The sequence below is a fragment of the Cytobacillus gottheilii genome (assembly GCF_001636345.1).
In the GTDB taxonomy this organism is placed as follows: Bacteria; Bacillota; Bacilli; order Bacillales; family Cytobacillaceae; genus Cytobacillus; species Cytobacillus gottheilii.
Window position 1 is genome coordinate 843,702 of sequence record NZ_KV440945.1, and the last position, 13,899, is coordinate 857,600.

The following is a 13,899-nucleotide window of genomic DNA, read 5'->3' on the forward strand; positions in this document are numbered from 1 at the left end:
TAACATGACTCGTACAGCAGAAATCACTAGAAATACAAACGAAACCAAAATTCAATTGTCATTAAATATAGATGGAGAAGGCAAAAGTGATTTACAAACAGGCGTGCCTTTTTTAACCCACATGCTGGACCTTTTTGCCAAACACGGCCAATTTGACTTGACTGTTAATGCTGATGGCGATACCGAAGTAGACGATCACCATACGACAGAGGACATTGGAATCTGCCTTGGTCATGTACTGAAGGAAGCTTTAGGTGATAAAAAAGGAATTAAGCGCTATGGAAATGCTTTTGTGCCAATGGACGAAGCGTTAGCGCAGGTAGTGGTTGACTTGAGCAACCGCCCACACTTAGAAATGCGAGCAGAATTTCCGAGCCAGAAGGTTGGCACATTTGATACCGAACTGGTTCATGAATTTCTCTGGAAGCTTGCATTAGAGGCAAGAATGAATTTGCATGTGATCGTACATTACGGACAAAACACGCATCATATTATAGAAGCTATTTTTAAAGCACTGGCACGTGCTCTTGATGAGGCAACGACCATTGATCCTCGTATAAAAGGAGTTCCATCCACGAAAGGAATGTTGTAAATGATCGGCATCATTGATTATGGCATGGGCAATTTGTTCAGCGTTGAAAAAGCGCTGGAACGGTTAGGTGTTGAAGCTTTTATTTCAGACGATCATGAGAGATTAAGGCAGGCTGATGGCCTCATTTTACCTGGTGTCGGTGCATTTAAAGATGCGATGGATCTCCTGAACGAAAACGGATTAACGAAAATGATTCACGAGTATGTACAAACAGGTAAGCCGTTTCTGGGCATATGCCTTGGCATGCAGCTGCTGTTTGAGAGCAGCGAGGAGAACGGATTAACGAATGGTCTTTCACTGCTGCCGGGAAAAGTCATCCGTTTCTCAGGTGTAGATCGCAAAGGAGAATCTTATAAAGTGCCTCACATGGGCTGGAATAAGCTTCGTTTTGATCAAGATTCTCCGCTTTTGCAAGGTGTAGATGAAGACTATGTTTATTTTGTGCATTCCTTTTATGTGGATGCTGATCAGTCGGATGTTGTGCTTGCTGAAGCAAACTACGATGTGAATGTTGCCGCAGTAGTGGGCAAGGAAAATGTATTCGGCATGCAGTTCCATCCGGAGAAAAGCAGTGTGATGGGCATGCAGTTATTGCGTAATTTTACAAAGCTGACAGAGAAGGGAAGTACCGCAGATGAGTTTTACAATTTATCCCGCAATTGATATGCGTGCCGGCAAATGTGTGCGCCTGCTGCAAGGAGACTACGATCAGGAAACGGTATACGGTGATTCACCCTTTGACATGGCGAAAGCATTTGCTGATGCTGGGGCAGAGTGGATTCACATGGTTGATCTTGATGGAGCAAAAGACGGCAAAAGAATCAATGATCGTTTTGTTGTAGAAGCGGCACAGAATCTGCACGCAAAAGTGCAAATTGGCGGTGGAATCCGTACAGAGGAAGACATCGTTCATTACCTGGATCGCGGAATTTCCCGCGTCATTATCGGGAGCATTGCTGTCAGCAACCCTGAGTTTGCGGTTGAAATGATCCGTAAATATGGAGAAAAGATTGCTGTCGGACTTGATGCGAAAAATGGCTATGTAGCTACACATGGCTGGCTGCAAACTTCAGAAGTAAGAGCAGTTGAGCTTGGAAAAACCTTCGCTGAAGCCGGAGCGGAAACATTTATATTTACTGATATTGCTACTGACGGCATGCTGTCTGGACCAAATGTGGAAGCTGTTGTTGAACTGGCAGCGGAAACCGGCAAAAATGTAATTGCTTCAGGCGGAGTCAGCAGTCTTGCAGATCTTGCTGCTTTAAAGAAGCATGCAGATCAGGGAGTCGCGGGTGCTATCGTTGGGAAAGCGATATATGAAGGGCGGTTCTCAGTGAAAGAGGCGGTGGCGTTATGCTGACAAAAAGAATCATTCCCTGTCTTGATGTAAAGGAAGGAAGAGTCGTAAAGGGAATTCAATTTGTGGAGCTCCGCGATGCTGGCGATTCAGTTGAACTCGCTCGTTTTTACGATGAACAGGGAGCCGATGAGCTTGTCTTTTTAGATATTTCAGCTTCACATGAAGGGCGTAAAACAATGGTGGAGGTAGTAAAAGCTGTTGCTTCTGAGCTTGCCATTCCGTTTACCGTCGGGGGCGGCATCAACTCGCTTGAAGATATGAAGCGCATTTTACGAGCAGGAGCTGACAAGGTTTCATTAAATACAGCAGCTGTTCTGCGTCCAGAGCTGATTACAGAAGGAGCCAACTTTTACGGTTCACAATGCATCGTCGTTGCCATTGATGCCAAGTATGATGAAGAGATTGGCACTTGGCGGGTGTACACACACGGCGGCCGCAAAGCGACAGAGCGGGATGTCATCTCATGGGCAAAAGAAGCGGTCGAAAGAGGTGCCGGCGAACTGCTGCTGACAAGCATGGATGCAGACGGTGAAAAGAAGGGCTTTAACATTGCTTTAACTAAAGCAGTCAGTGAGGCCGTTTCCGTGCCGGTTATCGCTTCAGGCGGTGCAGGAAACGCTGACCATTTTGCGGAAGCATTCCTGGACGGCAAGGCAGATGCCGCTCTGGCAGCTTCTATTTTTCACTATAAAGAAACCTCTGTAGCAGAAGTGAAGGAAAGTGTGAAACAAAGAGGAGTGTGTATCCGATGAATATTGAATTTGATGGCAATGGACTCATCCCGGCAATCGTTCAGCATGCCGAGACAAAAGAAGTGCTGACCCTCGCATATATGAATGAAGAATCCTACGGGAAATCGCTTGAAACAGGTGAAACCTGGTTCTATAGCCGCTCCAGACAAGAGCTTTGGCACAAAGGCGCAACAAGCGGAAATACTCAAAAAATCGTAGAAATAAAACTCGATTGCGACAGGGATGCAATAGTCGTACTCGTTCAGCCTGCTGGACCTGCTTGTCATAAAGGGACAGAAAGCTGCTTTGAGGAGAGTGTTTATAAGGGAGAAGCTTTGGGAGATGCCCCCGCAGATTACAGCATTTTAGGAAAACTTGAAAAAGTGATTCGTGATCGCGAAGCTGAACGCCCAGAAGGCGCTTATACCACGTATTTATTTGAAAAAGGCGTCGATAAGATCTTGAAAAAAGTGGGCGAAGAAGCCTCCGAAGTCATTATCGCTGCTAAAAACCGTGACAAGGAAGAATTAAAATGGGAATCAGCAGATCTGCTGTACCACCTGCTTGTCCTATTGCGTGAACAAGACCTTCCATTTGGAGACGTATTGAAGGTATTGGAGAAAAGACACGAGAAACCGGCCGCTGAGTAGAGTGGGCGGTTTTTTTATTGTTGAGGGGAGCTGCTGTTTGATCGGAAAGAGCGGGATTTTAAACTAGAATAGGTAGTTTTGCGTCTGTAAATTCGATTTGATAGGAAAAGCGGAAATTTTGATAGGAAACTTAAAAAATTTGATAGGAAACCATGCAATTTTGATAGGAAAAAGAGATATTTTGATAGGAACCGCAGAAAATTTGATAGATATCCCCCATCTGAAGAGAAAAACGGACTAAATAAAGGGGCAAAAAGTCCGAAATTATGCAGATACCAGGTGAAAAGGCAGAAATCAGAACTAAAAAAGGTAATTTTGTATTTGTAAATTCGATTTGATAGGAAAAGCGGAAATTTTGATAGGAAACTTCAAAAGTTTGATAGGAAACCATGCACTTTTGATAGGAAAGAGAGATATTTTGATAGAAACCGCAGAAAATTTGATAGATATCCCCCACCTGAAGAGAAAAACGGACTAAATAAAGGAGCAAAAAGTCCGAAATTATGCAGATACCAGGTGGGAAGGCAGATATCTGAACTAAAAAAGGTAATTTTGCGTCTGTAAATTCGATTTGATAGGAAAACCCGAAATTTTGATAGGAAACTTCAGAAATTTGATAGGAAACCAAGCAATTTTGATAGGAAAAAGAAATATTTTGATAGGAACCGCAGAAAATTTGATAGAAATCCCCCATCCCAAGAAAGAAATAGACTAAATAAAGGAGCCAAAAGCTCGAAAAAGTGCAGATTTCAAGCAAAGAAGCATAAATCTAGTTCATGAAAAACCATTCCAGAGCTCGAAAAAGGGTTAAAAGATGAAATCACACGTATTTTGATCAGTTTTACAAATAAACGAATCAGGAAATCAAAATATGAGTTAAAAAAACAGTCTCCCACCCAAGACTAACTCATTTTTGAACTTTCTGTGAGGATTTATCCCAAAGGAAGGATACTTCAAGCCAATAAGCAAATATAACCTTAAAGGAAGTGATGATTTGATTATAAAAGAACGGGAAATACCCATTCGGATTCTTAAAATTCAAGCCTTATTAGACAGAGTAACCCTGCCTCCTGAAAAAAGAGCAATATTAGATGGGGAGTTAAAATCGAGGCTAGCTGGTTATTATGGAGAAAAGGCGATTGATTATTATTTGAGGAAATTACCCGAAAATGATTACTGCATTCTCCACAGTTTAAGATTGAAAATGAACTCCGATTACTTTCAGATTGACACGCTGTTATTAACAGATAAGTATGCCTTAATTATTGAAGTGAAAAATCTGGCAGGTGAACTTTTTATCGATGTTAATTGTAATCAGCTGATTCAAACAACACCGGAAGGAGAAGTGAAAGGCTATCAAAATCCAGTACAGCAGGCGAAGTATCAAAAGCAAGATTTAGATAAAGTATTTCAAACTAAAGCAATCCACCTTCCCATTGAGTACCTCGTAATAATCAGCAAGCCCTCTACCATTCTGAAAACCAATTCCAAATATGCGATCTCCAAAATAATTCATGCACAATATCTAATTGAAGAGATTGAACGCCTAAATAAGAAGTATCACATGGTCATTCATGAACAGAAAGCAGTGAAGAAAATGGCAAAAATGCTGTCAAAATTTCATTGTCGGGAAACATATGATGTTTTAAAGGCCAATCAGTTCACCCATGAGGATGTACAGAAGGGCGTACGCTGTTCTGATTGTGGTCACACGCCAATGCAGCGCAAGCATGGAACATGGAAATGCACGAATTGCTGCAAGATAGATCTAAACGCGCATGTCAAAGCAGTGGAGAGTTATTTCCTTTTATTCGATTCACCACTGACAAATCAAAAATTTCGTGACTTTACTTACATGGATTCTGAGCAGACAGCAAGTAGACTTCTGAAAAAGATGAATCTTCCTCATTCTGGTAATGGGAGAAGTCGTGTGTACTATAGTTTACACTGAATTGAATCAGTTATTATTCTTTTCTGATCCCCCAAACCAAATTACATCCCCACAAGCCCTTCTCCTAATGCTTGTACATATGATATACTACTACAGTTAATATGTATGATGGAGGATTTCATGAGTAAAGACTCTAAAGCGAGACATCAGATGGGAAAGTTATTGTCGTTTAATCCTTCGGGTGAGTATTACTTTTCAAAAGGAGTAAAGGCTTATCATCGCAGGGATTTTTATAAAGCAACAAAGTATTTACAGCGTGCCATGCAGCTGGAGCCGGGTGAGCCGATGATTGTGTGTCAGCTTGCGATTGTTTATTCAGAGATGGGTGAGCATCAGCAGTCGAATCGTCTGCTTCATATGATTCTGGAAGAGCTGGATGAGGACATGAGTGAGTGTCATTATTTTTTAGCTAACAATTATGCTCATATGGGCTTTTTTAAGGATGCGTATCAGCATGCGAATCTTTATCTGGAGTTAAATGATGATGGGGAGTTTTCTGATGATACAGAGGATTTGCTTGATTTATTAACACTGGAGGCTGAGGAGAATGATGAGGATCTCTATGAGCAGGATGACCTGATTATTAAGCAGGAGCAGGCTAGGGAATTGCTCGAATCGGGCCATTTTCCAAAGGCGGTAGAAATCTTAACGTCTGTTATTGAAGATTATCCGGAATATTGGTCGGCTTACAATAATTTGGCGCTTGCGTATTTTTATTTAGGGGAAGTGCAGAAGGCTTCCGAAATTTTAAATAAAGTGCTGGAAGAGAATCCAGGGAATTTGCATGCGTTATGCAACAGGCTTGTTTTTGCCTTTTATCAGCGCAGTTTTGCAGAGATCAAGCTGTTAAAAGAAACATTAAAGAAAATTAAGCCGATGTCTGCTGAGCATCAGTTTAAGCTTGGTGCAACGTTTGCGTTGACTGGGGAGTATGAAGCGGCGTTTCAATGGCTTCGGAAGCTGCAGAAATCAGGATTTGACGGTGATGGGCCATTCTATTATTGGCTGTCGTATGCGGCTTATTTTACCGGGAGAGAGGATATTGCCCGCTCTACTTGGAAAAAAGCAGTCGAAATGAATCCTGATAAAGAGGGCTTCGAGCCGTGGAACGAAGAGAAACAGGAGCAAAATGGTTTTGAAGATCATCCTTCTTCTATTCTAAAAAAGCTGAAGAGTGATTATAAAGAGGAAAGAATGTTTGCTCTATTCCTGATTTCGGTTTCGAGTAAGCAGGATGAACTGCTTTTATCGGAAGGCATTAAGAAAAACCATAAATTATCTGCGCTTGAACAAGAGTATGTGTCCTACATTACAACAGGTTCAGCGAAGAGCACAGCAGTAGGCGCGCATGAAATTGCCCAGCTTTTATATGAAAATCATCATCCGATTGGCACAACGGAAGCTGGTCTTTATCTGCTGTGGTTTACTGTATTTATTGAAATGGAAAAGAACAGTGTGCTTATTAAAAATAAGTTAGCCTGGGCAGCTGCGCTTGAGTATGTTTGGAAAAAGATGCGCAGTGAAAAGGTTCCACAAGCACAATTGGCTGGACAGTACGGCATTTCCGTTTCTACTTTAGGAAAATACATTAAATTGGTAAATAATTTCCTTTAATGAGCAGATTTTTGGACGAAATCTGCTCTTTTTTATATGATTAAGAAAAATAATCAGCAGTGAAATTTACTGCCGAAATGCTTGATATCAGCCATTTGGACTGATTAAGAAATGTGCAAACTGATTTTTTATAGGATCATGTTAGATGGAGAAGATAATAAATGGGTATGGAAATAAGAAGCGCAGCATAAACTGCGGCTGGGTAATCTCCTGCACATTTTATATAAGGAGGAAGTATTGTGGCGGAAGAAAAAATTTATGATGTCATTATAGCTGGAGCTGGCCCTGCGGGAATGACGGCAGCTGTTTATACATCTCGTGCAAACTTGACGACTTTAATGTTAGAGCGCGGCGTTCCTGGCGGGCAAATGGCAAACACAGAAGAAGTTGAAAACTATCCTGGATTTGAGCATATTCTTGGACCTGAGCTTTCTACGAAGATGTTTGATCATGCGAAGAAATTTGGCGCGGAATACGCATATGGCGATATTAAAGAAATTATTGACGGACGCGAATATAAAACAGTCATTGCAGGTTCAAAGCAATACAAAGCTCGTGCTGTAATTATTACAACTGGAGCGGAGTATAAAAAACTTGGCATTCCTGGAGAAAAAGAGCTTGGCGGACGCGGCGTTTCTTATTGCGCAGTATGTGACGGGGCATTCTTTAAAAACAAAGAGCTAGTTGTTGTCGGAGGAGGAGACTCTGCTGTTGAAGAAGGAGTTTATTTAACTCGTTTCGCAAGCAAAGTGACAATTGTTCACCGCCGTGATGAGCTTCGTGCACAAGCGATCTTGCAGCAGCGTGCGTTTGACAATGAGAAGATTGATTTCATCTGGAATCATACGGTAAAAGAAATCAATGAAAAAGACGGTAAAGTAGGCAGCGCAACACTTGTTTCCACTGTGAATGGCGAAGAACAAGAATTTAAAGCAGACGGTGTTTTCGTTTATATCGGTATGGTGCCTTTATCAAAGCCATTTGAAAGCCTCGGCATTACAAATGAAAATGGCTATATCGAAACAAACGAGCGCATGGAAACAAAAGTGCCTGGCATTTTTGCAGCAGGAGATATTCGTGAGAAAACATTGCGTCAAATCGTAACTGCGACAGGTGATGGAAGCATCGCTGCTCAAAGTGTTCAGCATTATGTTGAAGAACTGCAGGAGAGTTTTAAAGCAGAAGCAAAATAATCTGTGTAATTTTGCTCAGCACGTTAATAAGCATAAATTCAAATGTTAGATTAGACTTTACAAAAAGTCATTATGTTTTAACTGTGCTGTAACGTTAGTGAAACAAATTTCGGGTAATATAAGAATAGAAATTGACCCCCTTTTTAAGATATAAATCTTGTTGAGCACAGTGAGAGCTGGGCTCCTTTTTTTTGCGTTCAAATGATTTGGTATAAAATACAAATAAAAAGAAACCTTTGTCTAGAGCTGTCTGTTTTAGGACAAGACCGATTAGCTGAAATTGGATAAAAGCTGTGGCAGCGGCAGTCAATCGTTGTCGCTGTCCTGCAAACATAGTATAATATAAGGAATATAAAAACGGCATAACGTGGGCTTCGGGTAATGCGGCCCGGTCATAAAGGTCAGGTGAAAGTAGTGCAAAGAGTCACCAATTGTGTATTGTTAAAAGAGAATAAAGTGTTGCTTCTTCAAAAACCGAGACGCGGCTGGTGGGTTGCGCCTGGCGGAAAAATGGAGCCGGGAGAATCGGTTAGAGATTCTTGCATTAGAGAATTTCGGGAGGAAACAGGTATTTACTTGCGCAATCCGAATATAAAAGGCATTTTCACTTTTATTATGAAGGATGGCGATAAGGTGCTGTCTGAATGGATGATGTTCACCTTTATGGCGCAGGAATCTGATGGACTTAATGTGGATGAGTCTGAGGAAGGAAAGCTTTCATGGCATAAGCTTGAGGAGATAAAAGATTTGCCGATGGCAGCTGGTGATTATCACATTTTGGACTACATGATTCATGGAAATGGTATGATTTACGGCACATTTACGTATACACCAGATTTTGAACTGATCAGTTATAGGCTCGATCCTAGTTAATGTTCTATAAAAATCGAAGCAGTTTCGGGGGGAAATAATGATGAGTACGGGTTCAATAAATGAAACACAAATGGTTATTATTACAGGTATGTCTGGAGCAGGAAAAACAGTAGCAATTCAAAGCTTCGAAGATCTCGGGTTTTTCTGTGTTGATAACTTGCCCCCAACTCTTCTGCCAAAATTTCTTGAACTGATGAAGGAATCCGGGAATAAGATGAATAAGGTTGCGCTGGTAATGGACCTTCGCGGCCGTGAGTTTTTTGATCACCTTTTTAAAGCGTTAGACGAGCTGGCTGAAAAATCATGGGTCACACCCAAGATTCTTTTTTTAGACGCTGATGATTCGACGCTCGTAAGCAGGTATAAGGAAACGAGAAGGTCTCACCCATTGGCGCCATCAGGGCTGCCTCTTGAAGGCATTAAGCTTGAGCGCGAGCTGCTTGAAGAACTGAAGGGAAGAGCACAGCTTATTTATAAAACCTCTTCTATGAAGCCAAGGGAACTTCGTGAAAAAATACTAATGGAATTTTCAGTGAATAAAAAAACCATTTTTACTGTCAATGTCATGTCTTTTGGCTTTAAATATGGCCTTCCAATCGATGCGGATCTTGTGTTTGATGTTCGCTTTTTGCCTAACCCGCACTATATCGACCATATGCGTCCTAAAACAGGGTTAGATGAAGAGGTTTCAAGCTATGTGCTTAAATGGACTGAAACAACGAAATTTCTTGAAAAAGTGACTGAATTGCTGAGTTTTATGCTTCCTCATTATAAAAGAGAAGGAAAATCACAGCTTGTCATTGCCATTGGCTGTACAGGCGGCCAGCACCGTTCTGTTGCGCTTGCTGAATATTTGGGGCACTTCTTTCAAGAGGATTATCATACGAAAATTACGCATCGTGACATTGAGAGGAGAAAGGAAAAGACAAAATGAACAGACAGCCGAGGATTGTCATCATTGGCGGCGGCACAGGACTGCCAGTCCTCTTAAGAGGATTGAAAAAGTATCCTGTTGATATTACAGCCATTGTAACCGTAGCTGATGATGGCGGCAGTTCAGGCAGGCTTAGAGATGATTTAAATATTCCGCCTCCTGGTGATATTCGCAATGTGTTAGCGGCGCTTTCTGATGTTGAACCGCTGATTGAAGAAATGTTTCAGCACCGATTTTCAACGAGCAATGAACTTGCAGGTCATTCATTAGGGAATTTAATATTGGCTGCCATGACATCGATTACAGGAAATTTTGTTCATGCCATACAAGAGATGAGTAAAGTTTTAAATGTACGAGGCAAAGTGCTTCCGGCGGCCAATCAGAGTGTAGTTTTGAAAGCGGAGATGGAGGACGGCACGATTGTGACAGGTGAGTCCAAAATTCCGTACTCTGGAAAAAAGATTAAGCGGGTTTTTCTTGAACCTAAGCAAATCCAGCCTTTGCCTGAATCGGTTCATGCTATAAGACAGGCAGATATGATTATTATTGGTCCAGGCAGTTTATATACAAGCATCCTGCCTAATCTGCTTGTGCCGAAGCTTGGCAATGAGGTGCGCCGTTCACGAGCAAAAAAAGTTTATATATGCAACTTAATGACTCAGGCTGGTGAAACTCATAATTACACGGCAAGTGATCATGTTAAAGCCATATATGATCATATGAATGCAGCATTTATGAATACCATTCTCGTTAACAAGGAGAATATACCGGCACACGTGCAGGAAAAATATATTGAAGAAATGGCGAAGCCTGTTTTTTACGATGTAGATCGGCTTCATGAGTTGGGACTTGAGGTAATACCAGGTGAGATCGTCAGCTATGAAGGCGGAATCATCCGCCATGATACACAGGAAGTGGCAGATATTCTTTATCATTTGCTTTTAGCTGAAACCAAAAAGCGTTTTGAAGCGTAGTATATACAGTGCCAATGTTTATATCTAGAACATTGTGCCAGGTAGGGGGTGAAGGAATGTCTTTCGCTTCAGAAACAAAAAAAGAACTTACCAATATTGAAACAAAGGGCTGCTGCAGTATATCTGAACTCTCTGCCTTAATCCGGATGAATGGTTCCTTATCCTTTTCCAATCGTAAATTGGTTGTTGACATACAGACGGAAAATGCAGCGATTGCCAGAAGAATCTATACGCTAATTAAAAAGAATTATAGTGTTCAGGTAGAGCTGCTTGTTCGTAAAAAAATGAGATTAAAGAAAAACAATGTCTATATTGTCCGTCTTGCTGAAGGGGCAAGTACAATTCTTGATGATTTAAAAATCCTAAGTGAAGGCTTTGTTTTTACACATGATATCGCCCAGGAGCTTGTAAAAAAGAAATGCTGTAAGCGTTCTTATCTTCGCGGAGCTTTTCTTGCCGGCGGTTCTGTCAATAATCCGGAAACATCGTCGTATCACCTTGAAATTGCTTCTTTATATAAGGAACACAATGATGCATTATGCGAGCTTATGAACACATTTGGCTTAAACAGCAAAACACTGGAACGAAAAAAAGGGTTTATAACGTATTTAAAAGAAGCAGAAAAAATAACCGAATTCTTAAATATTATTGGCGCTCATGCTGCTTTGCTGCGGTTTGAGGATATCAGGATTGTCCGTGATATGCGAAACTCGGTTAACCGTCTTGTAAATTGTGAAACTGCGAACTTGAACAAAACGATTGGTGCAGCACTGCGCCAAGTCGAAAACATAAAATATATTGAACAAACGGTAGGGCTGCAAATTCTTCCAGATAAATTACGGGAAATTGCAGAACTGCGTGTAGCTTATCAGGATGTAACTTTAAAAGAGCTTGGGGAAATGGTGTCTGGTGGAAATATCAGCAAATCAGGCATTAATCACCGACTTCGTAAAATTGATGAAATTGCAGAAAAGCTAAAAGCGGGTGATATTACAATCCCCCAGTAGCGAGCAATAGGAGGATTGATTTTTATGGTGGAGAAACAGGTTGAGGTAAAATTAAAAACAGGCTTACAGGCACGGCCAGCGGCATTATTCGTTCAAGAAGCAAATCGTTTTTCATCTGATATTTTCTTAGAACGAGATGGAAAAAAGGTAAACGCGAAAAGTATAATGGGCTTAATGAGCCTGGCTGTCAGCACGGGTGCCACAATCACATTAATGGCAAGCGGCAGTGATGAACAAGAAGCGCTAGAACAATTGGCTAAATACATTCAACAAGAACAATAGAAAGAAAGGGCACATTTTTAGGAATGTGTCCTTTTTTCTTGGGGAGCTATGCGAACTAGAAGCTGAGGAGTAGTCTCAGTACAACTGCCAAGTTATGAATTTAATTTCAGGAACAAAAAAAGCGAGGCACATGTTAGTGCCTCACTCTGAACCATTATTTTGCTTCGTTTGGATTGCGGGAAATGATTTTGTCGATTAAGCCGTACTCTAATGCTCTTTCAGCTGTCATAAAGTTATCGCGATCTGTATCCTTTGCAATCACTTCAAGCGGCTGACCAGTGCGCTCAGCAAGAATCGTATTTAATTTTTCGCGAAGGAAAAGAATACGTTTTGCAGCAATTTCAATTTCAGTTGCCTGCCCTTGAGCACCGCCAAGTGGCTGGTGAATCATCACTTCACTGTTTGGAAGTGCGAAGCGTTTTCCTTTTTCACCGGCAGCTAGAAGGAATGCCCCCATAGAAGCAGCCATACCTGTGCAGATTGTAGAAACGCTAGGCTTGATGTATTGCATTGTATCGTAAATCGCCATACCAGCCGTGATGCTTCCGCCTGGAGAGTTGATGTATAATGTAATATCTTTCTCAGGATTTTCAGCCTCTAAAAATAGCAATTGAGCTACAATTGAGTTGGCAACATTATCATCAATTGCACTGCCAAGCATAATAATACGGTCTTTTAAAAGGCGGGAGTAAATATCATAAGCACGTTCCCCGCGGTTTGTTTGTTCGATAACTGTAGGGATTAAATTCATTCTAATTCCTCCTTTAAAATTAAGGGATAGTGCAGACTTCATTCTGTAAGACATACACCATTTTTATGTAGTTTTATCATACACTAATGGTCAATAAAGGTCAAAAGAATCGCACCTTTAGGAAAGCGAAATCGTTCGACAGATTTTGATTGACCTATTTCTAAATACTTTTTGTGAACATTCCACTTTATATTTTACCCAACCTGCATATTTTTAACACCTTGTGGGAAAATAAAAAATTGCTTGCCTGCTTTCAGAGGAGTAAAGCAGAAAATGGAACGAACCTTCTAAACAAGAAAAGGCCATTGCTTCAATCAGCAATGGCCTTTTCATACACCCTCGGAGGGAATCGAACCCCCATCTCAAGAACCGGAATCTTACGTGCTATCCGTTGCACCACGAGGGCAGAATATCAAGTGCTGTAAACGCTCCAATTCCTTAAGCGTTACGAATACTAATTATAGGATAATATGAACAACAATGCAACAATCTTTTAACTTGTCTACGAGTTTGCTGGAATTGAGCCGAAAGAAAATGGCAGGAAGCAAAAATGCCGGCCCATCATTCAATGATGGATCGGCATGCTCGACAGGTGATAACTTCATTCTTTCTGAACTGAATCTTCTTGAAATCGTTCTTGGTGAAAGTCGTAAAGACATTGTACTTGTGTCCGCATAAGCATGTGTGCTGGTCCTTGACGACGTGTCTAGTTTCTTTGTCTTTGCTGAGTACTGTTGGAAAAATCATTGTTCACCCTTCTTAAAGTTGTATTAGGCAAATTAAAAAGGAATGATCGACTTATATGCAACCCGGCTGCCATGGCATGTGTACAAGCACATACTTTAGGCCCGTGGCTTTGCGTCTTTTACTTTCGTAAAATTTGCCCAATGGAATAATACCATAAAATGAAAGATATATCATTGTAAAATTTTGATTTGTAACAAAATAGAAATAAAGGCATCTATTTCAGATTTAGAATTAAACCGT

General features: G+C 41.0%; 15 protein-coding genes, 1 tRNA gene and 1 riboswitch. Of the genes, 14 read left to right on the forward strand and 2 right to left on the reverse strand.

Going from position 1 to position 13,899, the window contains the following annotated elements:
* The first annotated feature begins 4 nt into the window (after positions 1–4).
* The 13 genes from hisB to A6754_RS04020 all read left to right on the forward strand — a co-directional run bounded on the left by hisB (position 5) and on the right by A6754_RS04020 (position 12,161).
* Positions 5–592, forward strand: a complete 588-nt coding sequence (hisB, locus tag A6754_RS03950; RefSeq protein WP_066442614.1) for an imidazoleglycerol-phosphate dehydratase HisB — start codon at positions 5–7, stop codon at positions 590–592.
* Positions 593–1,255 (forward strand): imidazole glycerol phosphate synthase subunit HisH, encoded by a 663-nt coding sequence (hisH, locus tag A6754_RS03955; protein ID WP_066442615.1) that lies wholly within the window; start codon positions 593–595, stop codon positions 1,253–1,255.
* Positions 1,227–1,952: a 1-(5-phosphoribosyl)-5-[(5-phosphoribosylamino)methylideneamino]imidazole-4-carboxamide isomerase gene (hisA, locus tag A6754_RS03960; protein ID WP_066442616.1), complete on the forward strand. Its 726-nt coding sequence runs from the start codon at positions 1,227–1,229 to the stop codon at positions 1,950–1,952. The genes hisH and hisA overlap by 29 nt, the downstream gene beginning before the upstream one ends.
* Positions 1,946–2,704, forward strand: a complete 759-nt coding sequence (gene hisF / locus A6754_RS03965) for an imidazole glycerol phosphate synthase subunit HisF (RefSeq protein WP_066442617.1) — start codon at positions 1,946–1,948, stop codon at positions 2,702–2,704. Before hisA ends, hisF begins: the two co-directional genes overlap by 7 nt.
* Positions 2,701–3,333 (forward strand): bifunctional phosphoribosyl-AMP cyclohydrolase/phosphoribosyl-ATP diphosphatase HisIE, encoded by a 633-nt coding sequence (hisIE, locus tag A6754_RS03970; protein WP_066442618.1) that lies wholly within the window; start codon positions 2,701–2,703, stop codon positions 3,331–3,333. The genes hisF and hisIE overlap by 4 nt, the downstream gene beginning before the upstream one ends.
* Positions 3,334–4,327: 994 nt before the next feature.
* Complete coding sequence (locus A6754_RS03980) at positions 4,328–5,284, forward strand: nuclease-related domain-containing protein (RefSeq protein WP_066442620.1); 957 nt, start codon at positions 4,328–4,330, stop codon at positions 5,282–5,284.
* A gap of 120 nt (positions 5,285–5,404) precedes the next feature.
* On the forward strand, positions 5,405–6,898 hold the full coding sequence (locus A6754_RS03985) for a tetratricopeptide repeat protein (RefSeq protein WP_066442621.1): 1,494 nt from the start codon (positions 5,405–5,407) through the stop codon (positions 6,896–6,898).
* A gap of 236 nt (positions 6,899–7,134) precedes the next feature.
* Positions 7,135–8,091 carry a thioredoxin-disulfide reductase gene (trxB, locus tag A6754_RS03990; RefSeq protein ID WP_257299084.1) on the forward strand — a complete coding sequence of 319 codons (957 nt, stop codon included), beginning with the start codon at positions 7,135–7,137 and terminating at the stop codon, positions 8,089–8,091.
* A gap of 414 nt (positions 8,092–8,505) precedes the next feature.
* A complete protein-coding gene (locus tag A6754_RS04000; protein WP_066442624.1) occupies positions 8,506–8,964 on the forward strand; it encodes an NUDIX hydrolase in 459 nt (152 codons plus the stop codon).
* Positions 8,965–9,004: 40 nt separating this feature from the next.
* Positions 9,005–9,898 carry an RNase adapter RapZ gene (gene rapZ / locus A6754_RS04005; protein ID WP_066442625.1) on the forward strand — a complete coding sequence of 298 codons (894 nt, stop codon included), beginning with the start codon at positions 9,005–9,007 and terminating at the stop codon, positions 9,896–9,898.
* A complete protein-coding gene (gene mgfK / locus A6754_RS04010; protein WP_066442626.1) occupies positions 9,895–10,872 on the forward strand; it encodes a gluconeogenesis morphogenetic factor MgfK in 978 nt (325 codons plus the stop codon). Before rapZ ends, mgfK begins: the two co-directional genes overlap by 4 nt.
* A gap of 56 nt (positions 10,873–10,928) precedes the next feature.
* Entirely contained in the window at positions 10,929–11,879 is a 951-nt protein-coding gene (gene whiA, locus A6754_RS04015) for a DNA-binding protein WhiA (RefSeq protein WP_066442627.1), read from the forward strand.
* Between the two features lie 24 nt (positions 11,880–11,903).
* Entirely contained in the window at positions 11,904–12,161 is a 258-nt protein-coding gene (locus tag A6754_RS04020) for an HPr family phosphocarrier protein (RefSeq protein ID WP_066442628.1), read from the forward strand.
* 154 nt (positions 12,162–12,315) lie between these two features.
* Here the strand turns inward: A6754_RS04020 and clpP are convergent, their stop codons facing one another.
* Positions 12,316–12,912: an ATP-dependent Clp endopeptidase proteolytic subunit ClpP gene (clpP, locus tag A6754_RS04025; protein ID WP_066442629.1), complete on the reverse strand. Its 597-nt coding sequence runs from the start codon at positions 12,910–12,912 to the stop codon at positions 12,316–12,318.
* 334 nt (positions 12,913–13,246) lie between these two features.
* A tRNA-Arg gene (locus A6754_RS04030) sits at positions 13,247–13,318 on the reverse strand.
* A 74-nt stretch (positions 13,319–13,392) separates the two neighbouring features.
* On the opposite strand from A6754_RS04030, the gene A6754_RS04035 reads away from it, so the two are divergent.
* On the forward strand, positions 13,393–13,590 hold the full coding sequence (locus A6754_RS04035; protein ID WP_066442630.1) for a hypothetical protein: 198 nt from the start codon (positions 13,393–13,395) through the stop codon (positions 13,588–13,590).
* A gap of 122 nt (positions 13,591–13,712) precedes the next feature.
* A riboswitch (cyclic di-GMP riboswitch) is annotated at positions 13,713–13,807 on the reverse strand.
* Positions 13,808–13,899 lie beyond the last annotated feature (92 nt).

Bases quoted from the DNA above. Each gene is read 5' to 3' on its own strand.
- mgfK (WP_066442626.1), top strand. From the start codon at position 9,895: ATGAACAGACAGCCGAGGATTGTCATCATTGGCGGCGGCACAGGACTG.
- rapZ (WP_066442625.1), top strand. From the start codon at position 9,005: ATGAGTACGGGTTCAATAAATGAAACACAAATGGTTATTATTACAGGT.
- A6754_RS04035 (WP_066442630.1), top strand. From the start codon at position 13,393: ATGCAACAATCTTTTAACTTGTCTACGAGTTTGCTGGAATTGAGCCGA.
- hisA (WP_066442616.1), top strand. From the start codon at position 1,227: ATGAGTTTTACAATTTATCCCGCAATTGATATGCGTGCCGGCAAATGT.
- A6754_RS03985 (WP_066442621.1), top strand. From the start codon at position 5,405: ATGAGTAAAGACTCTAAAGCGAGACATCAGATGGGAAAGTTATTGTCG.
- hisB (WP_066442614.1), top strand. From the start codon at position 5: ATGACTCGTACAGCAGAAATCACTAGAAATACAAACGAAACCAAAATT.
- clpP (WP_066442629.1), bottom strand. From the start codon at position 12,912: ATGAATTTAATCCCTACAGTTATCGAACAAACAAACCGCGGGGAACGT.
- hisH (WP_066442615.1), top strand. From the start codon at position 593: ATGATCGGCATCATTGATTATGGCATGGGCAATTTGTTCAGCGTTGAA.
- A6754_RS04020 (WP_066442628.1), top strand. From the start codon at position 11,904: ATGGTGGAGAAACAGGTTGAGGTAAAATTAAAAACAGGCTTACAGGCA.
- hisIE (WP_066442618.1), top strand. From the start codon at position 2,701: ATGAATATTGAATTTGATGGCAATGGACTCATCCCGGCAATCGTTCAG.
- whiA (WP_066442627.1), top strand. From the start codon at position 10,929: ATGTCTTTCGCTTCAGAAACAAAAAAAGAACTTACCAATATTGAAACA.
- hisF (WP_066442617.1), top strand. From the start codon at position 1,946: ATGCTGACAAAAAGAATCATTCCCTGTCTTGATGTAAAGGAAGGAAGA.